The following is a 23,096-nucleotide window of genomic DNA, read 5'->3' as shown; positions in this document are numbered from 1 at the left end:
ACAGATGGGTTGTGCAGAGTTTAAAAAACTGTGGGAGAAATATGAAAACGGAACACTCACACATGACGAACAAGAAAAATTAGAAAGTCATATTGAGACATGTGAAGAGTGTGAAGTGCATTTGGATGCATTATTAATAAAAACAGAACCCGTTAAGAAAAAGTTACCACCAAAAGATCTTAAAGTTCCTTTTTGGAGGATTAAGTGGAAACATCGTTTACAAACGCTTGGTTTTATACTAGCAATTTGTATCGTTATATATATGATCGGCGGAGTATTGTCTGCCTTTTATTTTCAAGCTAATAATGATAAAAGGCTAAAAGAAATAAGAGATGTTCCCTCTCTTGCACTTGAAGCAACTATCCCAAATAGCCGCGTTATGGGCGGCGGAACAAGTGTAGAAGCTTTCTTTCGAACAAACAGCCAATTTGATTTAGTAAAAACGATTGGTAAAAAAGAAATGCCACTCGGTACAATAGAAACGAGCAGCTTCTTATCTTCTTTAAATATCACAAATCAATCTTGGGTGAATATGCACTATCAACCGAACATCCACTTTGTTCATCCAAAAATAAAACAAGGTGATTATTTGAAAGAAGCATCTAAAAAGGTTTGGGATACCCTTGCAAAGGTACATGAGGGAACAGTTGCAGAAGTAGCAATTTCTTTTGACAAAGCTTACACTTTAAAAGAATTAGAACCACTTTTATATAGCGTATTTGAAGCACAAGAACTCCCTCCAACTCCTGTATGGTACGCTTTAGACACAGGACAAGAAAGAATAAATGAAGAAGATTTCATACTATCTGGAAGCGACTTTATAGGATTTCCAGAACATATAGGATTCCTTGATGATGAAACAGAAAAACAGAAAACGCAAGAAGACAAAGTAATTGAAATGATGCGTATTCTTTCTACACATAAAAAAACTGTAAGTACAGTTGCTATGCTTCCTGAAAGCGAACTAAACTTAGATAAACGTTATAAATATGTAAAAGATAACGGCGTAAAAGTATACGGCATTGTCATTACTGGCCCGTCAAAAGAATTATTAAAATTACAAAACTCGCCTCACATACGTTATGCGACTCTTGGAGATATTGAGGTTTGGAATTGGTTTGATTGATACTGAAAAAGAAGTAGCACATTAAAAAATGATGTGCTACTTCTTTTTTCGTTTACTACTCACTAAAAACAGTAACTTTCGAAATCTTAATAATGATAAAAGATTAGAAAAAACTAACTACTATTTCCTGTGCATCCCTTTTAATAATGCCCTAAACAATGTAACAATTTTATATTTCACTAACAGAATCCGTGAATAAAGCGTGAAACACGTTAACTTCCCCCATACGTAAACATTCCGTTTCTATATCAGGAATTGCAGTTCTAGCAACCTCTCGTTCTACTCTTATAAACCCTTTTGTGTTCATTAGTTTTTCAAATTCACAAATGGTATCCATTTCTACATCGGTTGTTTCAAAAGTCCATTCTCTTAACTCTTCATCATATGTTGTTTTTAATACGTAGTAATAATAATATTTATTAAGTAAGCTAACAAAAACCCCTAGATCAAGGCGCTCGCCTCTTGATTTCCGTATCCAATCAATATCATCATTTAACATCGGTTCTTTTCCATTTAATAACACGTTATACTCTAGACAATTGTATAGGTTTAAATCTGTATAGTCTGACACGTGATAATCGCAAAATGTTGACTCGATTACAGACAAAATTTCCTTTTGAGAGCTCTCGTTTTTTATAAAGCTCTCTTTTAAGTCTACAAACCTTTTATACTCTTTAGACTCCTCGTACAATTCTTCTTCTTTCACAATATTTTTCGGAAAGAATTTGTAAACTGTTTCTTTTAATTCATTCATCATTTCAGTTTCCGCCGTTTTAACCATTCTGTAAATCCCCCTATGTTAAAAAGAATTCTCGCCGCAATAAAGAATCACATCCCAAATATGTTATTAATTAACAAATAAATTATATTAAAATAAACAATGTGATTCAATTCTGTTTTTTAAAAATTTTTATGTTATAATGGCTGATTCCGAACATTTGGTTTATCATAATATGAAAATCACAACAAAAAACGACAAAAACCTTTGAATTACCTTAAATAATATAAAAATCCATATATAAAGAACGAAAGATTCTAAAGAGATTATTGAAAAATATATTATTTTTGTCACATTAAAAATTAGTACTTTTTTCACAAATTATTTTTAATGGAAAACTTTACAAAAAAATATTTTTTACCATAAAAGGTATTTTTCTAGTAAAATAAAATAGTCTCGTAAAAATGTAACACATTTCCATACGAACAACCCTTTAAAGCGAAAAGGTGTCATCATAATTGATGACACCTTTTCCTATTACAAATAAACTAATTGGAAATCACTTTCACATACATCCCTCTTACCGCCTTTTCATAAGCGATATCGCTCATCTGTCTTATTTTTTCTGATACGACAGACGACTGAACGATTTTCCCTTCACGAAGTAAGGGCGGGTCAATGAGACGCACTTTATTTTTCTGATGTAGATCATACTCATTTCTATCTTCTTTTACTTCTATACTTGGATGAATTTTTCTTAATAAAGTATCTACTTCTTGATCTTTACATAGCCGCAATTTCGTAATAAGCTCATGATCTTCAAGAAGAAAATCATCTGGATGGATTATCTTTTTATGAAGAGCTAACTTTAACGTTTTGGATAACATATCATTTCCATAAATATTAAGTGGTTTCATAAAGAAGTCGATTACTTCTTTGTAATACGTCTTCGTAAACCATTCTGCAATTTCAATATTTTGAAGAACCATTTTCCCATTAACTTCGATTAAATCATTTAAAAAGTCTTGAGCTTCTTCTAAAGAAATATATCCATATGTAAACATATCCCGTAATGTGTAATCCACTCGGTCTGCACATAATTCTGGCGCAGATCTTTCAAGTAACGTCCACTTCGAATCATCTAATAAAATATCTTCATAGTTATAACCATGTTTTGAAAGAATCGCCGGGATTTCCGAGTTTTTAACGACAGCACTAAATATTTCTTCATGATAACTTTCATTTTCGTTATCAAAAACATAATCAATCACATGAGAAAAAGCAGTATGCGATACGTCATGCAGTAAACCAGCAATCTGTTCTTCTACTGAACCACCAAGTTTTTTAATTAACAACATAGCACCAACTGAATGATCAAAACGTGTTACATTCCATTTCTCATTCATTAAGTAACTTGCTCCGGCCTGATGAACCCCTTTCAGCCTTTGCACATGTTTACTTAAAATTAATTCTTCTAACACTTTATCTACTTTAAACTCACCGTATATAACATCTGATATGATCACTTATAATCCCCCTTTTCAAGCAGAGTCTTCTTATAGTATCTCTTTTTTCAGAGAGTAAATAAAGAACTTCACTCGAATATTTTGTGCCTTTAAATTAAAAAATAGAGAGCACTCAGCTCTCTATTTCACATACCTATTCAAACGTAACTTCCACCTGCACAATCTCAGATCTACTTCCAAGTCTAAGCGGTGGTCCCCAGAATCCAAATCCAGAAGAAACAATGGCGTGGAATGCACCTTTTTGTGCGTATCCCCAGTCTAGTTCGTACATTCTTCTCGTCACAATATGATTCGGCGCCATTTGTCCGCGGTGCGTGTGACCGGATAATAGTAAATCGACGCCGGCATCCGCTGCTTGTTTTAATTCAAATGGTTGGTGATCCATTGCGATAACAGGAAGCGATTTATCTACCGTACTCATTAGATTTTCAAAACTTTGACGATCACGCTCTGTTTTATCTCTTCTTCCAACGAGATAAAAATCATCTTCAATTGTAATGACTTCATCTAAAAGAATACGAATATCAATCTTATCCATCTCTTGTAAAAACTCAGGAACAGCTCGGCCGTAATATTCATGGTTTCCTAACACACCATATACGCCTAATGGAGCTTTCATCTGTTTCATGATTGGTCCCATATTTTTTTGAATGAACACACCTGGATGATCGTCGATAATATCACCAGGCAGTAAAATAATATCGGGCTCCATTTCATTTACATGACAGACAAGTCTCTTTAAATGCGAAACACCAGACAATTTACCGAAATGCATATCCGAAGCCATCGCAATACGTAAACTTTTACGTCCTTCTACTTTTTTCGGTATATGTACATCATACTTTCTTACAACCGGGCTATACGCATTAAATACCCCGTATGCGAAGATAAAGAAAAATACGAGTAAAGTGACTGCCCCTGTCCAAATAATTGCCGTGTCTTTCTCTATAGAAAACTGTAAAAAGAAGACTGCAATATCGGCTAATGGCAATAACATGAGCGCATATTGTATAACCGCAAACCAAATTGAACCGACAGTTCGCAGGAAAGGAAGGAATTTAAACACTTGCACGAGAATATACGCATATGAAATAAATCCGACTATGAAAGCGTAATATCCCCAAGATTCCCAGCCAAATACCGTACTGAGCCAAACCCAGCCGTTCCAGCCAATGTAAAACATAAGTAGTGTGTATACAATTAAAATAGTGAATATATTGAGATAACGAAAATTTTTCACTGCTAGCCTCCTTATTGATTTCTTCTATTATATCTTGTTATGCACGTTTAACGTAAATATTAAGCACTTCAAACGAACGATAATAAAACTCTTGTATTTACTACAAAACAAAGGGGATTTTGAAGGTACAGTTATATGATTTGAATACTTCAAAGAGCATAAACCATTTTTCACGGCATTGTTTAAATGCAACAGTACATTATCATTTCAGAAAAAGTTATTAACTTTCATCATGGGTGAAATTGAAAAAAATTTAAATACGAATACGTCTATAAATAAAAACATTGATAAACACATCGTTTTAAAATTTTTAGGGACCGCTGTAATGGGGATTTTGGAATCTTACGTGTTAGAAGAAATTGATAGTGATATTGCGTATGTTGCGACGCAGGTTGGGGAGTTGATGAGGAGGAATATATAAAAATATAACATTCACGCAAACAAAGAAAAGCCGCACCTACAAATACTCGTATAGGTACGGCATTCCACTATTAAATAACAAAATCCTCCGGAATAAACACCTTCACTTCTCTCGGATGTACGTATACAAACTCACCCGTTTGAATGTTGAGCTGTCTGAACTGTTCTTTACTAATTTCCGCTTCTAAATATTCATCTGTTCCATCGCGTCTTAATTCTACATATACGACAGGGCCAACTGCATGTGAGTATGTTACTTTCGCCGGGATGGCATCTACACTTTGTTTCGTACGATCGATTGAAAGATGATGTGGTCTTACGTATCCCACTCCGTCTACGTTTGAAACGTGCTTATGCTCTGGCGCTTCTAGTTCCACCGATCCTACATTTAGCTTACCTTTATGGACGCGGCCATGAAATAAGTTTACGTTTCCTAAAAAGTCGTACACGAACGGGCTTGCTGGATTTTCATACACTTCTTCCGGCGTTCCCATTTGTTCAATACGCCCTTCATTCATCACGACGATACGGTCTGCAACGTCTAACGCTTCTTCTTGGTCATGCGTTACGAATACACTCGTAATTTGAAATTCGTCATGTAGTTTCCGGAGCCACCTTCGCAATTCTTTCCGCACTTTCGCATCAAGTGCACCGAACGGTTCATCAAGTAATAAAATTTTCGGTTCGACTGCAAGTGCCCGGGCTAGTGCGATACGCTGTCGTTGTCCGCCAGATAATTGCGCTGGGTATCGTTTTGCGAAACCATCCATTTTTACTAGTTTCAATAGTTCTATTACTTTTTCTTCTATTGCCTCTGCTGAAGGTCTTACACTTTTCTTTCTTACTTTTAAACCGAAAGCGACATTTTCAAACACGTTCATATGTTTAAAAAGTGCATAATGCTGGAAGACGAAACCAACTTGCCGATTTTTCACATGAATATCTGTTAAATCTTCCCCATCAAATGAAATGGAACCTCCATCCGCTTCTTCTAGCCCTGCAATAATTCGTAATAACGTCGTTTTCCCAGAACCTGATGGACCTAATAAAGCGACCAGTTCACCTTTTGGAATATCCAAATGAATGTCTGCCAACGCTTGAAATGTGCCATATTGTTTTGATACATTTTGAATTTGAATACTCACCGCACTCACCCCTTATTGTCGTTTTTCCATTCTCCATTCAATCCAGTTTTTTATAACGAGCGTAACAACTGCGATAAGTGACATTAAAGTCGCCACAGCGAACGCTGCTGAAAATTGATATTCATTGTACAAAATTTCAATATGAAGCGGCATTGTATTTGTCATGCCGCGCACGTGACCAGACACAACGGAAACGGCGCCGAACTCACCAATGGCGCGGGCATTACATAAAATCATGCCGTATAATAGACCCCATTTTATATTTGGTAATGTGACGCGCCAAAACATTTTCCAGCCGCTTGCGCCAAGTGATAGAGCTGCTTCTTCTTCACTTTTCCCTTGCGCTTGCATTACCGGGATTAATTCACGGGCAACGAACGGAAACGTAACAAATATCGTCGCAATGATAATGCCAGGGACAGAGAAGATGAGCTTTATCCCGTGTTCCAATAACCATCCGCCAAGAGCAGCACGAGGTGTGAAAAGTAAAACGAATACTAATCCTGCAATGACTGGTGATACAGCAAACGGCAGTTCAATAAGAGATAATAATATTTGCTTTCCTTTAAACTGAAACTTCGTAATAAGCCAAGCGGCCGCTATTCCGAATATCGTATTAAGCGGTACAACGATGAATGCAACGAGAAGCGTTAATCGAATCGCTGAAAATGCTTCTTGATCTGTTACGGCGGTAATATATACATCAAGCCCGCGTTCAAATGCTTTCATAAAAATTGTCACGAGCGGCAGTAATAAAAAGAGAGATAAAAATAAAACTGTTATCGTAATGAATAGAATTGGTACCCATTTAGATTCTTTTTTAGCTGATACGCTTTTTACTATTTTTTTCTCTAGTAATGTTGGTTCCATTTTCTCCCCTCCTATTCGCTTTTCAGTTCATGCCTTCTGCTCCAAGTTTGAATCATATTAATAAGAAGTAGGAAAAGAAGAGAAATGATAAGCATCACAGCCGCTACCGCTGTTGCTCCTGCGTAATCATATTGTTCTAGTTTCGTCATAATCATAAGCGGTGCGATCTCTGTTTTCATCGGCATATTACCAGCAATGAACACGACAGATCCATATTCTCCTAACGCCCGCGCGAAGGCGAGTGAAAAACCAGCAAGTAGAGCTGGAAATATTTCGGGCAAAATGATTTTCACAAATATTTGGAAACGTGACGCCCCTAAACTAGAAGCTGCTTCTTCTACTTCTTTATCAATACTTTGTAGTACTGGTTGCACCATTCGGACGACAAAGGGTAAGCCAATAAACGTAAGCGCCACAATAATGCCGAGCTGGGTAAAAGCTACTTTTATATGAAACACACTAAATATTTTTCCAACCCAGCCATTTTCCGCATAAAGCGTCGTAAGTGTAATACCAGCTACTGCAGTCGGAAGAGCGAATGGTAAATCGATTAGTCCGTCTAATAACCGTTTCCCTGGAAATGTATATCGAACGAGTACCCAAGCAATTAATAAACCAAAAATGGCATTTACAACTGCCGCTGCAAGTGAAGTTGTGAAACTTACTTGATAGGAATGCAACACGCGCTCACTCGTTATAACTTGTGCGAACTTCTTCCAGCCTAGCTGCGAAGTTTGAATAAATACGATAGAAAGTGGTATAAGTACGAATAAACTCATATACAGCATTGTAAATCCAAGAGATAATCCAAACCCTGGTAAGACACGCTTCTTCCTCATATAACGTCACCTCATCCCCCCTTATTTTTTATACATTTGATCGAATACGCCGCCATCATTAAAATGCTTTTCTTGCGCTTTTTTCCAGCCTCCAAATAGTTCATCTACTGTAAATAATTGAACTTTCGGAAATTGTGATGCGTACTTTTCTGCTACTTTTTCATTACGAGGGCGATAAAAGTTTTTCGCCGCAATTTCTTGCCCTTTTTCTGAATACAAATATTCAAGGTATCCTTCTGCTACTTTTTTCGTTCCTTTTTTATCAACTACTATATCTACAACAGCTACTGGCGGTTCTGCAAGTATACTAATCGAAGGCGTTACAATTTCAAATTTATCTTTTCCAAGTTCTTTTTGTGATAATAATGCTTCATTTTCCCAAGCAATTAACACGTCACCAATTCCTTTTTCAACGAAAGTCGTCGTTGCCCCGCGTGCACCAGAATCAAGCACTTCTACGTTTTTATAAATTTGACCGACAAATTCTTTCGCTTTATCTTCACTATTGTTATATTTCTTTAGTGCGTATCCCCACGCCCCTAAATAGTTCCACCGTGCTCCTCCAGATGTTTTTGGATTCGGTGTAATGACAGACACACCTTTTTTCGTTAAATCATCCCAGTCTTTAATTCCTTTCGGGTTTCCTTTTCTCACAAGAAATACAATCGTTGATGTATACGGAGTAGAATTATCCGCAAGTCGCTTCTGCCAATCTTCTGCTAGTTGTTTCTTCTTACTAATCGCGTCAATATCATAAGCGAGCGCTAGTGTTACAACGTCTGCTTCTAAACCGTCAATAACAGAGCGTGCCTGACTTCCAGATCCCCCGTGTGATTGTTTTACATTTACTGTTTGACCATGCTTCTCTTTCCAATACTTCGCAAAGTCTTTATTAAAATCTTGATACAACTCACGCGTCGGGTCATATGAAACATTTAAAAGTTCAACTGTCTTCTTATCCCCGCCTCCTTCAGAATTACTAGTAGATGTTGCCGAGCCACAACACCCTGACAAAAGAACAAATGCTGACAATAAGACACCTGTACTTTTCATAAACGCTGTCTTACCCCACTTTTTCATATATAAAGCCCCCTTAGTTTGTACAATAGAAAAAGGCACACAACCTATTCACAAAAGTGAACGTTGTGCGCCTTCAGTTTCTCTGATGAGCTTCTATTGTATTCTGTTTGATTTCTTTTCATTTTAATTACGTAATTCATATGTGTCAACTTGGAATTTCACTTTATCGCTTCGGGGGCTTATACAAATATCCCTAACTATTCCCTTTCACCATCAACAACAAATATATGAATAAATCTTTTTTAATCATTATCAATATGACATTTCCTTTTATATTCATTTATCCATCATAACTATCGTATTGATAATGATTATCAATTGAAAAGAAAAATAAAAGCCAATCTTTTTTATTTCCTACATAAGTATGCTTTCCGTTCATTTTTAAAAAGTAAATAATGAGCCGTATGAACCTTTCTCTCTAAATAATCGATAGAATACGAACTTGATGGATCAACTAAATCCCCAATCGCCCCTGAAAGGTGATCAATTACCTTTTGCAATGTTTCTAAGTTCTTCTTTTCACTCTCCATATTCATTTCATCCATAATGTCACAAATAAGATATTGTACTTTCCGTAAGCGTAATTCCTTCTGCTCCATACATATCTCCTCCTTATTAGTCATATTACGGTTTAAATATATGGGCTTATAGCTTAACCAATTCTAAAAAATAAAGTGAAACTTTAATGAGTAGGGATTTTGTCCATCCACACGAATCGAGCCTTTACAGGACAAAAAGATATCCATCTCTAAACATGTAGTCATAGAGATGGATATCTTTATTTTTATACTTGTAATGCCTTCTCTCTCAAAGCTCTTCTTAACAATTTACCAGTTGTATTCTTCGGCAATTCTGTTAAAAACTCAATACTCATTGGCACTTTATATTTCGCTAAATGTAACGTGCAGTAATGCGTAAGCTCTTCTTCTGTTACGCTCGTTTGTTTCAGAACGACGTAAGCTCGCACTGCTTCTCCTAAGTTTTCATCAGGAACACCGATTACGACAACTTCAGCTACCGAATCATGAGTATATAATACTTCCTCTACTTCACGAGGATATACGTTATAACCGCCAACTAAAACAATATCTTTTTTACGATCGACGATATAGAAGTAACCTTCTTCATCCATTTTCGCTAAGTCACCTGTATATAGCCAGCCATCTTTAATTGTCGCCGCAGTATCTTCTGGCGCATTATAGTAACCCTTCATAACGTTAGGTCCGCGAACAATTAACTCCCCAACTGCACCAACAGGTACTTCTTCCCCAAGTTCATTCACAATTTTATTTTCTACGTGCCAAATATTCGTGCCAATTGATCCTGGTTTACGAGGACGGTCTAACGGGTTAAAACAAGTAACTGGTGATGCTTCTGATAAACCGTATCCTTCTGAAACGATAACGTCAAAACGTTTTTCAAAGTTTTTTAGAAGCGCAACAGGCATCGATGCACCACCTGAAATACAAAGCCGAAGTGTCTTCACATCTTCTGCGCTTGCTTCTTCAAATAAATATAAGTAATTATACATTGTCGGTACACCCGCAAAAATCGTTGGTTCATACGTACGACAAATGCGAAATACTTCTTTCGGACTAAACTTCGGTAACATTAAAATTGTTGCCCCGTTCACAATCGGCGCATTTACCGCAACTGTTAAACAGAACACATGGAACATCGGCAGTGCCGCAACGACGCGATCATCCGCAGTATATTGTAAATATGACGCAACATCGCTAGCATTACTATATAAATTTTTATGCGTTAACATAGCGCCTTTTGGCTTTCCAGTTGTACCTGAAGTGTATAAAATAACAGCTACATCTTCTTCATCTAGTTCAGGACCTTCGTAAGTTACATCTCCATTTCCTATAAAACTAGTAAACGTTTTCATTTTTTCGGTTTCTATATGGTTAAAATCTGATGAGGTTTCGCATATGATGATATTTTCAAGTGAAGGAAGTCTTGTTGTAAGAGATTGTATAACAGGTAGAAGGACGTCGAGTACGATGATTGTTTTTACATCTCCATTTTGTAATATGTAATGTATTTCGTCTGCTGTATAAATTGGATTAATCGGAATGACAGTTGCTCCGGCTTTCATTGTTCCGTATAAACCTACTAAAAAATGTGGTGAATTGCCTACAGCTAATGCGACATTGTCCCCTTTTCCAATGCCCATTTTTGCTAAATTGCTAGAAAACCTAGTGACTACTTTGTTTAATTGGTCATACGAGACCGACTGATCCATAAATATGTACGCCGGTTTATCCCCCTTCTTTTTTGCCGTTTCAGCCAAAGATTGAACGAGATTCACACAAATCCCACCTTTATAAAATTTAGAATATTTAAAAATTCTAAATTAATTATATTAAAAGAAAATTAAAGTAGCAAGTGATATTCTATTAATCGAATATACATCAACCACTTTCTTCCAGAACACTTTAGTAAGATGCGAGAATTATATGTGAAAGAAACAGGTACAAACATATAGTTAAACTGTAGCTAAAATCATTGTAGGATAATATGCACTCATCTTTCCGCTAAGTTTTTCAATTTCCTCTTTATTTAAAGCCGTATACTCTCCATACAAATTGAGAGCGTCCGCTCTATTTTCATGAACGTACACTGTAACATATACTGTCGGTAATCCCTTATTGTCTTCATCTATCGACAAGACAACATCTGGCGTTTTACCAACGCTACTAAACGTTTCATTTCGATTCGCCTCCTTTTATCATATATATTCCTTTATAAGGAGCAGATGTCCTGTAAATATACGTTTTGCGGTAAGTGAAATTATATCGGCGATTTTTCGAATATATCGACTATAACTCGAAATATATCAGCGATTTTTGAAATATATCGACTTACCGACAAAACCTGACAATCTACGCAAAAAGAAAGAGGCTGCCATTTGACAGCCTCCTCTGTTTAGAAGAATAAATGTAAGAAATCTTCTGTTGTAATATTACCAAAGTAGCGCGCGATATCTACGCCTTCTAAAGCTACAGTGAATGTATCTTTATCAAATTGTACGCCTGTTAGACGTTCTTCAATGTCATGAACATCTAGTGATCCGAAGAAATCACCGTAAATTTTACATTCTGTTACTGTTCCTTTTTTCACTTCAAGGCGAACATCAACTTGTCCAACTGGGAAGCGGTGTGAATGTTGTAAGTTGAACTTCGGAGACTTCCCGTAGTTCCAGTCCCAATTGCGGTAACGTTCTTCAGAAATTTTATAAATCTCTTTCCAATCAGCTTCTGTTAATTCGTACGTTGGAATTTCTGTTTCTCCTTCGAAAATTGTTTCTAGCAGAAGTTGTCTAAACTCTTCTGTCGTCATTTTTTCGTTTAAGAACTCTGTAATATTCGCAACGCGGCTACGGATTGATTTAATTCCTTTTGATTGAATCTTATCCATTTTCACTTTTAGTGCTGATACAACGTGATCGATTTCAGAGTCAAATAATAACGTACCGTGACTAAACATACGACCTTTCGTTGAAAACTGCGCGTTACCTGAAATTTTTCTACCTTCAGCTAAAATGTCGTTACGACCACTTAGCTCTGCATTTACGCCTAGTTTACCAAGCGCTTTCGTTACAGGTTCTGTGAATTTTTTGAAGTTGCTGAAACTGTCTCCATCATCTTTCGTAATAAAGCTGAAGTTTAAGTTTCCTAAATCATGATATACTGCGCCTCCGCCTGATAAACGACGAACGACATGAATGCCTTTTTCTTTTACGTAATCTGCATTAATTTCTTCCACTGTGTTTTGGTTTTTACCAATGATAATCGAAGGCTCATTAATGTAGAACAGTAAATATGTTTCGTTAATATCTAAATTTTTAACACAATATTCTTCAATCGCTAAGTTTATCGTAGGATCTGTAATCCCTTTATTATCAATAAATAACATCGTATCACCTCATGAATTCCAAACGTAACCACTATGCGCAAGCGTAATATGGCCACTGAAAATTTGTTTTGCTTCTGTTACTAAATCAGATGGATTGCCTGTATGCGGCAAATGCGTTAATAAAAGTTCTTTTACATTCGCAGTTTTCGCAATACTTGCTACTTCTGTACTATTCATATGCCCTGCTTTGGCAGCCTCTTGATGTGCATACATATTACATTCACAAATGAAAAGATCAGCATCTTTTGTGAACGGAATAAATTCAGGAATATAACTTGAATCTGCACTGTATACAACAACATCATCGCCAGCTGTAATACGCATCGCAAAGCATGTAACAGGATGAACAGTTTTTAAGAATGAAATGGAGAACGGTCCAATTTGAAGTGTTTCTTCTGGATTGTACGCGATTCCTTTCGTATGCGGTTCATGCGTTAAAGAATGGAATCCATTCTCATCAAACGAATGACCGTATATTGGTAACTCCGGTAGTTGTCCTTTTGTCACACTCGTAATTAATCTTGCATATTGCAATACCCCAATATCTGCAACATGATCGTGATGATAGTGCGACAATACAACTGCATCTATATCAGATGGTGTTATATATTTTTGAAGCTGTGCTAGTACACCACTACCACAGTCTACAAGTAAACGAAAACCATCGTGTTCAAACAAATACCCCGACGTTGCTTCTCCCGCTTCTGGAAAGCCTCCCCAAAAGCCGACAACAGTCATCTTCATATGTATCCATCCTTTCTAAAACCGTGTAGGAATGCGGTTTTTCTCCGTACTTGAGAAAGTTTTTTACTTACATCCTACATTGTTAACTATAATCCATTTCCTAAACTTTTTCATTAATTTTCAATTTTGTTATAAAACAGTTGTTGACTTTTGTTTTTTGTACTAATACAATGATAGTAAGAAATGGAAATGGAGGGATTGACATGATTGATCAACCAATGGAGTTTTTCCGAAATTTACCGACGAAAACTTGTGCACACTGCGGGAAGGAAATTGATGAGCAACACGAAGCATACCATAACAAATGTGACGATTGCGTTCACGAAGAATAGTAGTTTGTGAACATAAAAAAACCTAGCAGACATAGTCTACTAGGCTAATAACATCGTATCCTTCATCGTTGAACCTTTCACCAAGAGCTCCAGTTCAAACTCATACAATTCTTTTTGTCGATAATTTTTCGTATGGATTTTATCCATCATTAATTCGACAACTTTTCGGGCCATCTCGTCGATTGGCTGTTCAATTGTCGTAATACCTGGCTCTGTAATCTGCGCTAAAATTTGATTATCAAAACCGATAACAGCGAGATCTTCTGGAATACTCCAATCATGACGTTTCGCCTCTGAGATAATTCCAGCTGCAACCTCGTCGCCTCCTGCCAAAATCGCGGTAGGATTTTTTTTGTCCTTTAATACTTCATGGAATATTCGTTTTCCATCATCCCAAGAGAAAGCGTTTTCAAGAAAATCGATTGCTTCCACTTCTCTACTCTTTTCAGTAATAGCGCGTAAAAAGCCCATTTTTCGCTGTTGGCTCACTACTTTCGTTTCGTTACCACGGCAAAAAATAAGATTACGATATCCCTGTTCTAATACATGATTGGCAGCTATGTATGCTCCCTGTGCATGATCAAATTTCACTGTTGGAACATTTGCTTCCTCAATATATTCATTACATAACACGATTGGACCGTGTTGCAAGTATGGCTCCACGTTTTCCCATGGATTTTCTAGTGAACATAGAATAATCCCATCTACTTGTTTCGTAGATAATAATTGTAAATACTCCATCTCTTTTTCCGGTAAATATCTTGTTTGACAAATAATCAGTTTATATTTATGTTCAGAAGCAGCAATCTCGATTGCTTCAATAAATCTACTAAAAAAAGGATTTGTAATCCTTGGAACAAGCACCGCAATTGTTTCTGTTTTTTGTTTACGAAGCCTTCTCGCCGCAGAATTAGGAACAAAGCCTAAATGCTTCATTGCTAATTGAACCCTTTTCTTCTTCTCATCTGAAACATATGGATGATTATTGATCACCCTAGAAACCGTTGTCCTTGATAACCCCGCTAATTTCGCCACGTCCTCGATAGTCGACACGAAATTTTCCCCCTTTGCATGAAAACGTTTTCTTATCCTGATTATATAGTATATTATTGGAAACTGCAATATAGGTTCTTATGATTTTACTATATTAATATTATACATAGGGAAAAGTCTGTTAATGGCAGGGAATTACACACTACTTTTAGAATTTCACAATAAGAATATTTATAAAATAAAGGATGATATTTCATGAATCGGACGGATCGTTTATTAGCTATATTAATTGAATTACAAAGAAAACAAACCGTTACAGCACAAAGCTTAGCTGAAAAATTCGAGACAAGTATACGCACTATTTATCGAGATATGGATGCACTTAGTGAATCTGGCGTCCCGCTTTTCGCAATGCCTGGTCACGGTTATTCATTAATGGATGGTTATTTCTTACCACCCATTCAACTTACACCTGAAGAGGCTGTTACTCTTTTATTAGGCGGTGATTATATTGAGAAAACTTTCAATTCTTCTTTTTCTGTACATGCGCAATCGGCAAAAGAGAAACTTGAGGTTGTCCTCTCTACTGATCAAAAAAAGAAAGTTGAAGAGCTGCGAGGAACTTTCCGTTTCCTTTCTCCTATATTTTCTCATCAGCAACCCGAGCGAGAACAACTAGAAAACCAACTTTTCTTATTGCAAGAATCTATTCAAAAAGAACAAGCTATCTCTTTTTCTTATCGTAAACCAAGAGAAACTACAAAAATAAATCGGACCGTTCATCCTTACGGTTTAGTCAATATTTCAGGAATTTGGTACATCGTTGCTCATTGCTTACTGCGAAAACAAATACGTAATTTTCGTTTAGACCGTATGGATACATTACAGCAAGAACAAGAATTCTTTACAAAACCGAAGGACTTTTCTTTACAAGACTATCAACCTGAAAACAATCGTACTGTTACGATTCATTTATTATTTCCATCCCATATTGCACATAAAATTATTGAATCACGATACTTTTTTATAGATTCATACGAGCATCAGGATAATGGTTTTCATGTCTTTTTGAAATCAAGAAATATAGATGAAGTCTTTCAATGGATATTAAGCTGGGGTAGCCAAGTACAAGTACTAGAGCCAAAAATTCTTTCTGAGAAAATATATGATGAAGTAAAAAAAATGTTAAAACTTTAATTTTTTATTTTACTACTGACATAATGTTGTCAGTAGCCCTCCTTTATTGTAGGTATTAACAAATACATTTTCTTAAAAAGGGGATAACAATATGAACAAATTTGAGGATTTAGCAACGTATTACATAGAGGAATTAGAAAAATACTCTCTCGAACAATTTAGAACGAAACCTTCTACAGAAGAATGGTCTCTTGGTCAAATGTATAATCATTTACTTTCGGCTACATATATGCAGTTAGATGCAATCGCAAAATGTAGAACTGAAATGCCCTCTGTAACTAACAAAAAAACGGATATGGGTGAAAAAGTATATATAATGGGGGCTTTTCCTGACATACAAATAAAAGTGCCAGATCATCCGGGATATGCACCCGAAAATCCAACTAACAAAGAAGAAGTACAAGAACGTTTTCTGGAATTAATTACAGTTGTTAAAGACATTGAGCCAACACTTACTTCTATTCCTAATGATTGTAAAGTAGAGCACCCTGGACTTGGTTACTTAAATGCGGCAGAGTGGTTCCAGCTCATTTCTATGCATTTTGCACACCATCTTCGTCAGAAAGAAAGATTGGATAAAAAAGTTTTAGTGTAAAGAATTATAAAAGGAGTATCCCCTCAGTCCAACTTCTAACTAGGCGATCTCCTTTTCTGAACAATATCATGGCAAATAAAATTATATTAACGATTTTTCGAATATATCTATCGTAACTTCAAATATATCAACGATTCAACAAGGGATATCGATTTACCAACAGCTTTTTTTATGGTTTAGATATTTCCTGCATAAACCCAGCCATGCTCGCTAATAAACTAGTGAACACGAAAAGTACAATAATAAGAGGGATAAGTTTATCTTTATTTAAATTCGTAATCGTTTTTAAACCTATTCCTAATAAAACGTAATACCAAATGTTAAATATATCTATTCTTTGAGCGATTGTATGTAGAATCATATTATCTGTCGCTATTGCACCTAAACCTGTATAAGATATCTCATATCCACTTAGAGAAAATGTAATTAATCCGTTTAAAATCATCCCTACCCTTAATACAAACGAAGCATAAATAATTACCGGGAATGTTTCTTTATAGCTAATATCAACTCCAAAAAAAATCATAATATTCTTGTAGAATATAGGGGCAAAAAATATAGCTACGATGCCACTAACTGCGGATATCCCAAATGTGGTAAAGAAAGTTATGTATTTTGGAACAGTAAATCCCGTTTTATCATGAAACATACTAAGTGCAGGATTGTTTAAAGCATTCCAAGACATTAAAGCACTTGAAATTATAATAAGTACCATTAAAAGAGCTAGTGGAAATAATATATTTCTTTGATTCTTCATCCTTTTGAATTGCAGTGTTGGCGAAGTAAATATTCCCAAAATCGATGGTTTTTCCGAAAGTTCTTCATGCATAAGACTACTAGCTTGCAAGAAAATTCCCCTTTCTCATTACATTTATAGCTCTTCCCACTTCTTCCATACTTCTCTCCCATTTATACGATACACATTATCCTCTCGATCCATAAACCCATTCACGATAAACTCTCGTCTAATCGTACAAAAATCATCATGATATTGTTTTATGAATGCATTAATTTCTTTTTCTGTATATTGATTTTCAGCGTTTAACTTGCTAATTAAATGCTCTAACAATACTAGTTTTTTCTTTTTTTGACCTGGAATCGATTTTAAGCGGTCCTCTTTATCGAAAAAGTTACGAATGGTCGTATCACGAAATTTCATTTGGCTTTCGGTCATTTTATTTTCCTCCTTATTATTTATCCTTTTCCTTGTCTTTTTCACCGAAAAGGTCCAGTGCATACCCTACGCTTATAAGGAAATAGTAGAATCCAAGAAATGCTAACGTATCTTTTACGCTAGTATGTTCTTCTTTGCGAAACAAAATAGGTGATATGGTGAAAACGAGGAAATAGACGCATGGATATAGTATGAAATAATAGTTGAATTTTTTTCTCATAGCTCCTCCTCTTTCTGTATATGATTCTATTCAAATCTTTGTAATCCCTTTTTTAATATTCCCCTCTCCTTTAGGTAGGTCTACAGGAATTTTTAAATAAAAGTGATATGTTCTATCCAATGATCTTTCACATATATTTACATGGATGAATTACAAGTCAAGGGGGAATATGAATGCGGTGGATTTATTATGATCCTTTGTTTGAAGTAGATCAAGTCGTTCCATCTGTTAGAACTTCTTCGCCATGGGCTGGGCATAACAAGTTTGCTTACGATCTCGTTACATTTTTCAAACCTAATACACTAGTAGAATTAGGAACATATTATGGATCTTCCTTCTACAGTTTTTGTCAGGCTGTTAAAGATGAACAACTCCCGACACAATGTACTGCAATTGATACTTGGCAAGGAGATCCACACGGTGGTTACTATGGAGAAAATGTATTCGAAACCGTAACAAGTGTGCTGGACACGTGTTATCCAGGAATCGGAAAAACGATTCGTTCTACATTTGATGATGCTTTAAATCAATTTGAAGATGAAAGCATCGATTTATTACATATCGATGGGTTTCATACGTTTGAGGCGGTCTCACACGATTATGTTACATGGTTACCAAAACTTAAAAAGAACGGTATTATTTTATTTCATGATATAGCCGTCTTCGAAAATGGGTTTGGTGTACATCTATTATGGGATACTTTAAAAGCACAATACCCTCATCTAGAATTTTCACATTCGTACGGTTTAGGCGTCCTCTTCCCAAAAGGACATGAAGAAAAATTTGAAAGTGTGCTCACTAAAAATAAAGAACTACAGCAAAAGTATGGAGGATAATCCTCTAATTAAAATAAGATAAATAAAAAAGCACCATTTCGGTGCTTTTTTATTTACGCTTCAAGTGATTGATTTTCAGCAATATTTCTAAATTGTCGTTTGTGCATCCAAGTTAATGAAGCGATTGTTCCAAGTGATAATACAACGATAAAGATCATGAGTATCCCTATATTTTGCCACATGAAGTTAAAATCACCGCTTGATACGACTGCTTTAAACCCTGATACAGAGTATGTCATCGGTAGCCAAGCATTAAAGGGTTGTAAATACTTCGGAATCAACTCTAGCGGGAATGTTCCAGCACTAGTTGTAAGCTGCATAATTAATGTTAAGATCGCAATGAAACGGCCCGCATCACCGAATGCTGTTACTAAACATTGAATTAATGCAATGAATGCTAAACTTGTAATAATGCTAAAGAGTATGAAGTATGGAATGCTTTGTACTTCTACACCTAATCCGAATAGTAATATGACATCTGCTACTATTGCTTGAATAATACCGACTGATAATAAAACGCCAAACTTACTAATAAACCAGCTGAATCCTGATTTCGGAACACCTACTGTATCGCGTAATGGGTATACGATAGATAATAGTAATGCCCCAACGAATAAACCGAGCGATAAGAAATACGGTGTAAATCCTGTTCCGTAGTTTGGAACTTCCGCTATTTTCTCCACCTTCACTTTTACTGGGCTTGCAAACATATCATACGTTTTATCCGTTCCTTTTACTTCTCCTGTTTTTTCTGCGCCTTCACCAAGTTTCTCAGCAAGTGTACCTGATCCATCATTTACCTTTACGAGTCCATCTGTCACTTTTCCTGAACCGTCTGTTAGTTTATTTACTCCATCGATTAGCTGGGTTGAGCCAGTTGATAATGCCCCTAAGCCTGTTGTTACTTGGCCTGAACCAGATGCTAATTTGTTTACTCCATCAACTAATTGTCCTGTTCCACCTGATAATGTTCCTAAACCTGCTGTTACTTGACCTGATCCATTTGTTACTTGGCTAGCCCCTCCCGCTAACTGATTTATCCCCCCTGCCATTTGATTGGCGCCATTAGATAATTCACCTAAGCCACCATTTAGTTCACCTAAACCACTTGTCACTTTTCCAGAGCCATCCGCTAATTGATTTACACCTGTAATTAATTGATTGGATCCTGTAGATAATTCACCTAAACCATTATTTAGCTTACCCGCTCCATTTATTAATTCATTAACTCCACTTACAAGTTCCGGCCCATTTCCCGCCATTTTACTAATACCAGTACTTAATTCTTTACTTCTCTCTGCTGCTGCTTTTGCTCCGAATTTCGCCTCCCCTAATCCTTTACCAAATTCTTGGAAACCACTAATGAATTTCGTTTGCTCTTTTGTTACTTTTTCAATACCATCTACTAAACCATTTAGACTTTCTGGAGTTGATACTTTTGTTTGTACTCCATCTCTCTCCTCGTTCATTACACTTTTTAACTGTGATACATTTTTATGTACTGTACTTGTTGTACCTACAAATTCTGTTGATTTTTTTTGAACTGTCTCTGTACCTTTCTGAACGTTTACTATAAATGGTTCTAACTTATCTTGATATTCTTGTGGTAGACTTGCAATTTGTTCTTTCAAGGCTGCCACATCTTTTGTTGTTTGATTTACACTATCTGCATTAGATAGAGAATCTTCTTTCAGTTTCCCAACACTTTCCACTGCTTTATTTATCTCTGTATTTACTTGTTGTACTGTATTTGACGATTTCTGTACATTTGATTGACCAGTTACAACACTTTGTGCTTGATCACTTAAATTTTGCAAATCTTTCTGAATTTTTTTCGCCCCTTCTTCTAGTTGACCGTTTGCACCATCAAGGTTTTCTACGCCGCTCGAAAATTTGACTATACCTTTTTCTAACTCGCTAGAACCTGTAGCAGCCCTTTGCAAACCATCGTTTAATTCAATAGATTTACTCTCTAATTTTTTTAAACCACCATATAATTGACCTGAGCCATCAGACAGATTACCTATCCCTTTTTGTAACTCGCCCGATTTATTAACTAGCACATTTAATCCACTATTAACTTGACTAGAACCACCGTAAAGCTGTCCTGCTCCATTTAACAATTCAGTAATTCCAATCTTCATTTCTCCGGTTTTACTGTTTAACATATTTAAACCATTCGTTACTTGACTTGATCCATCTGTCACCTTTCCAGATCCATCTAACAATTTATTAATACCTGTTGTCATTTCTCCAGACTTTCCTTGCAACATATGCAATCCATCTGTTACCTGACCAGATCCATCTAATAACTTCCCAACTCCATCCTTCATTTCTCCTGACTTCCCTTGCAGCGTATAGAGTCCATCCGTCACTTTACTTGATCCATCATGCAACTCACTAGCTCCATCATGTAACTTATTTGCTCCGTCCGCTCCATCTGCTAATCCTTTTGATACGTCTTTAATGGAATCAAACATTTTCTCTGCATATGTTTTCGTTAACGTGCTTGATACTTCACCTTTAATTTTTTCAATTGCTGTTCCGCCAATTTGTGAAGATAAGAAGTTTAAACTTTCATTTGGAATATATTCTAAGTTTAATGGTTTCGGATCGTCTTGTAATAACGTTGTAGCGTTACTTGAGAAGTCATCTGGAATACGTACTAACATGTAATACTTTCTGCCTTCCATTCCCTCTTTCGCTTCTTTTTCACTTACAAATTCCCATTTAAAACTTTTATTATCTTTTAAGTTATCAACGAGCCCTTTCCCGACCTCAATTGGTTTCCCATCAAGTTCTGCACCTTTATCTAAATTGACTACCGCAACTGGCAAGTCATCTAGCTGCTCATACGGATCCCAAAAGGCCCATAAAAACATACCCGCATATAAAATCGGTACAAATAAAACCGCAATGATTGGGATTAATATTTTTTTACTTTTTATAATCTCTGCAAATTCTTTACTAAGCAACTTATGCCATTTCATAATTTATCCCCCTTTTCAAAAATGACCAAAATGTCTATTTAGTCATTTTTTACCAAATAAAAAGGCTATATCTGTTCATGCATATGCCTTATCCCCGAATTTATACTATGCACATTTTCAACTACTTGATTATACTATTTAACCACCCTCCTCATATAAATGACCAATTCGTTCAATTAGTCATTTTTTATAATATTAAAAGGATTATCTTAATTTGACAATCCTTTTAGTAAATAAAGTTCGAATAATTCCGAGATCTTTTCTTTTTCTAACGGTTCATGATTTTTTTCCCAATCAAAAATAAGCGATACGTATAGGCGAAGCATAATAAATGCTGTAATTTCTGGATCACATTTGCTAATCTCACCTTTTTCAATCGCAATCTCTAAATAAGATTGAATGACAGAAATGATTTCCACATCTACTTGTTGCATCACTTCTTGTACTTCTTTCGTTCCCATATCACGCTCTTCTTGAATTAGTTTAATCATGAGCTGATGTTCTTTTCTAAATTCTAATATACTATATAATGCTCTATGTACATTTTCAAAAAATGAAATATCTGAACGAATTGCGTCTTTTGCGACTTGCTTCATTTCTGTAATTAAATTAGAAATAATTTCGCCAAATAGTTCTTCTTTATTTTTGAAAAAAGTATAAATTGTTCCTTTTCCTACATTCGCTAACTTCGCAACTTGATCCATCGTCGTCGCCTTATAACCGAATGCTGAAAAAGACTTTGTTGCAGCTTCAATAATAGAACGTTTTCGATCCATCGCCACATCATCACCTCCAAAAATGACCAATCGGACAATATAGTCAATCAGTACATCTTTGATATTACCACACGCTTACATTCTATACAAGTTCTCTTTTTAGTTATTCCCAGTTTAAAAAAATTCCAGTCAATCTATATAATACTGTCATAGTGTATCAGAAAAAAAGGGGAAAGGAAAAGATGTTCTTCAGATATAATTTTTATGAACACCTTTTTCTTATTTCAGCGTAGAAAGCGCAATTTTGTCTAAACTAGAATTCAATATGTCCTCTCTTTTCCTTTCACTCTGACAATCTTCTTCTAAAGTTAAACCTTACCTAACAATACAAAAATTCCTCTTTTTCTAATA

General features: G+C 35.8%; 22 protein-coding genes and 2 pseudogenes. 6 read left to right on the top strand and 18 right to left on the bottom strand.

Annotated elements, in window-relative coordinates:
- Positions 1-4: 4 nt before the first annotated feature.
- The gene (locus MHI07_RS05510; RefSeq protein ID WP_215580858.1) at positions 5-1,126 is read left to right on the top strand and encodes an anti-sigma factor; all 1,122 of its coding nucleotides are present in this window, start codon (positions 5-7) and stop codon (positions 1,124-1,126) included.
- A gap of 169 nt (positions 1,127-1,295) precedes the next feature.
- Here the strand turns inward: MHI07_RS05510 and MHI07_RS05505 are convergent, their stop codons facing one another.
- The 3 genes from MHI07_RS05505 to MHI07_RS05495 all read right to left on the bottom strand — a co-directional run bounded on the left by MHI07_RS05505 (position 1,296) and on the right by MHI07_RS05495 (position 4,610).
- Entirely contained in the window at positions 1,296-1,907 is a 612-nt protein-coding gene (locus MHI07_RS05505) for a hypothetical protein (protein WP_215580857.1), read from the bottom strand.
- A gap of 485 nt (positions 1,908-2,392) precedes the next feature.
- Positions 2,393-3,370, bottom strand: a complete 978-nt coding sequence (locus MHI07_RS05500) for an HD domain-containing protein (RefSeq protein ID WP_340822411.1) — start codon at positions 3,368-3,370, stop codon at positions 2,393-2,395.
- 133 nt (positions 3,371-3,503) lie between these two features.
- Positions 3,504-4,610 (bottom strand): metallophosphoesterase, encoded by a 1,107-nt coding sequence (locus MHI07_RS05495; protein ID WP_215580853.1) that lies wholly within the window; start codon positions 4,608-4,610, stop codon positions 3,504-3,506.
- A gap of 94 nt (positions 4,611-4,704) precedes the next feature.
- On the opposite strand from MHI07_RS05495, the pseudogene MHI07_RS05490 reads away from it, so the two are divergent.
- Positions 4,705-5,031: pseudogene (locus tag MHI07_RS05490) on the top strand (TetR-like C-terminal domain-containing protein); the annotation flags it as partial.
- Positions 5,032-5,101: 70 nt separating this feature from the next.
- On the opposite strand, the gene MHI07_RS05485 reads toward MHI07_RS05490, so the two are convergent.
- The 9 genes and pseudogenes from MHI07_RS05485 to MHI07_RS05445 form a co-directional block, all read right to left on the bottom strand.
- Entirely contained in the window at positions 5,102-6,175 is a 1,074-nt protein-coding gene (locus tag MHI07_RS05485; RefSeq protein WP_215580849.1) for a sulfate/molybdate ABC transporter ATP-binding protein, read from the bottom strand.
- Positions 6,176-6,187: 12 nt separating this feature from the next.
- The gene (cysW, locus tag MHI07_RS05480) at positions 6,188-7,045 is read right to left on the bottom strand and encodes a sulfate ABC transporter permease subunit CysW (protein WP_215580847.1); all 858 of its coding nucleotides are present in this window, start codon (positions 7,043-7,045) and stop codon (positions 6,188-6,190) included.
- A gap of 11 nt (positions 7,046-7,056) precedes the next feature.
- The gene (cysT, locus tag MHI07_RS05475; protein ID WP_215580845.1) at positions 7,057-7,884 is read right to left on the bottom strand and encodes a sulfate ABC transporter permease subunit CysT; all 828 of its coding nucleotides are present in this window, start codon (positions 7,882-7,884) and stop codon (positions 7,057-7,059) included.
- A 21-nt stretch (positions 7,885-7,905) separates the two neighbouring features.
- On the bottom strand, positions 7,906-8,964 hold the full coding sequence (locus tag MHI07_RS05470) for a sulfate ABC transporter substrate-binding protein (protein ID WP_340822403.1): 1,059 nt from the start codon (positions 8,962-8,964) through the stop codon (positions 7,906-7,908).
- 347 nt (positions 8,965-9,311) lie between these two features.
- On the bottom strand, positions 9,312-9,563 hold the full coding sequence (locus MHI07_RS05465) for a hypothetical protein (protein WP_000435464.1): 252 nt from the start codon (positions 9,561-9,563) through the stop codon (positions 9,312-9,314).
- Between the two features lie 185 nt (positions 9,564-9,748).
- Positions 9,749-11,281, bottom strand: a complete 1,533-nt coding sequence (locus tag MHI07_RS05460) for a fatty acid--CoA ligase family protein (protein WP_002158957.1) — start codon at positions 11,279-11,281, stop codon at positions 9,749-9,751.
- Positions 11,282-11,458: 177 nt separating this feature from the next.
- Positions 11,459-11,698: pseudogene (locus MHI07_RS05455) on the bottom strand (hypothetical protein); the annotation flags it as partial.
- A gap of 200 nt (positions 11,699-11,898) precedes the next feature.
- Positions 11,899-12,888: a lipoate--protein ligase gene (locus tag MHI07_RS05450; RefSeq protein WP_002158958.1), complete on the bottom strand. Its 990-nt coding sequence runs from the start codon at positions 12,886-12,888 to the stop codon at positions 11,899-11,901.
- Positions 12,889-12,897: 9 nt separating this feature from the next.
- Positions 12,898-13,632: an MBL fold metallo-hydrolase gene (locus MHI07_RS05445; protein ID WP_215555503.1), complete on the bottom strand. Its 735-nt coding sequence runs from the start codon at positions 13,630-13,632 to the stop codon at positions 12,898-12,900.
- Between the two features lie 203 nt (positions 13,633-13,835).
- On the opposite strand from MHI07_RS05445, the gene yhfH reads away from it, so the two are divergent.
- Positions 13,836-13,964, top strand: coding sequence for a protein YhfH (yhfH, locus tag MHI07_RS05440; RefSeq protein ID WP_000567010.1), 129 nt, complete (start codon positions 13,836-13,838; stop codon positions 13,962-13,964).
- Between the two features lie 39 nt (positions 13,965-14,003).
- Here yhfH and MHI07_RS05435 read toward each other — a convergent pair whose 3' ends face one another.
- Positions 14,004-15,017 (bottom strand): LacI family DNA-binding transcriptional regulator, encoded by a 1,014-nt coding sequence (locus MHI07_RS05435; protein WP_002158960.1) that lies wholly within the window; start codon positions 15,015-15,017, stop codon positions 14,004-14,006.
- 195 nt (positions 15,018-15,212) lie between these two features.
- Between MHI07_RS05435 and MHI07_RS05430 the strand changes: the two genes are divergently transcribed.
- Complete coding sequence (locus MHI07_RS05430) at positions 15,213-16,154, top strand: helix-turn-helix transcriptional regulator (RefSeq protein ID WP_016104118.1); 942 nt, start codon at positions 15,213-15,215, stop codon at positions 16,152-16,154.
- 91 nt (positions 16,155-16,245) lie between these two features.
- Entirely contained in the window at positions 16,246-16,749 is a 504-nt protein-coding gene (locus tag MHI07_RS05425) for a DinB family protein (protein WP_088098789.1), read from the top strand.
- Between the two features lie 169 nt (positions 16,750-16,918).
- Here the strand turns inward: MHI07_RS05425 and MHI07_RS05420 are convergent, their stop codons facing one another.
- Genes MHI07_RS05420 through MHI07_RS05410 form a run of 3 tightly spaced genes read right to left on the bottom strand, consistent with a single transcriptional unit; the run spans position 16,919 to position 18,143 of the window.
- Entirely contained in the window at positions 16,919-17,596 is a 678-nt protein-coding gene (locus MHI07_RS05420; RefSeq protein WP_340822394.1) for a Yip1 family protein, read from the bottom strand.
- Between the two features lie 24 nt (positions 17,597-17,620).
- Positions 17,621-17,923: a DUF2087 domain-containing protein gene (locus MHI07_RS05415; protein ID WP_340822392.1), complete on the bottom strand. Its 303-nt coding sequence runs from the start codon at positions 17,921-17,923 to the stop codon at positions 17,621-17,623.
- A 16-nt stretch (positions 17,924-17,939) separates the two neighbouring features.
- Positions 17,940-18,143: a hypothetical protein gene (locus MHI07_RS05410; protein ID WP_002201454.1), complete on the bottom strand. Its 204-nt coding sequence runs from the start codon at positions 18,141-18,143 to the stop codon at positions 17,940-17,942.
- 173 nt (positions 18,144-18,316) lie between these two features.
- Between MHI07_RS05410 and MHI07_RS05405 the strand changes: the two genes are divergently transcribed.
- Positions 18,317-18,979: a class I SAM-dependent methyltransferase gene (locus MHI07_RS05405; protein ID WP_340822389.1), complete on the top strand. Its 663-nt coding sequence runs from the start codon at positions 18,317-18,319 to the stop codon at positions 18,977-18,979.
- A 53-nt stretch (positions 18,980-19,032) separates the two neighbouring features.
- On the opposite strand, the gene MHI07_RS05400 is transcribed toward MHI07_RS05405, so the two are convergent.
- Both MHI07_RS05400 and MHI07_RS05395 read right to left on the bottom strand, forming a co-directional pair.
- A complete protein-coding gene (locus tag MHI07_RS05400; RefSeq protein WP_340822387.1) occupies positions 19,033-21,969 on the bottom strand; it encodes a YhgE/Pip domain-containing protein in 2,937 nt (978 codons plus the stop codon).
- Between the two features lie 209 nt (positions 21,970-22,178).
- The gene (locus tag MHI07_RS05395) at positions 22,179-22,751 is read right to left on the bottom strand and encodes a TetR/AcrR family transcriptional regulator (RefSeq protein WP_002202855.1); all 573 of its coding nucleotides are present in this window, start codon (positions 22,749-22,751) and stop codon (positions 22,179-22,181) included.
- Between the last annotated feature and the right edge of the window lie 345 nt (positions 22,752-23,096).

Source organism: Bacillus sp. FSL H8-0545 (genome assembly GCF_038006105.1).
Classification (GTDB): domain Bacteria; phylum Bacillota; class Bacilli; order Bacillales; family Bacillaceae_G; genus Bacillus_A; species Bacillus_A cereus_U.
The sequence above is the reverse complement of the archived record's forward strand: the minus strand, read 5'-3'. Positions and strand labels throughout refer to the sequence as shown.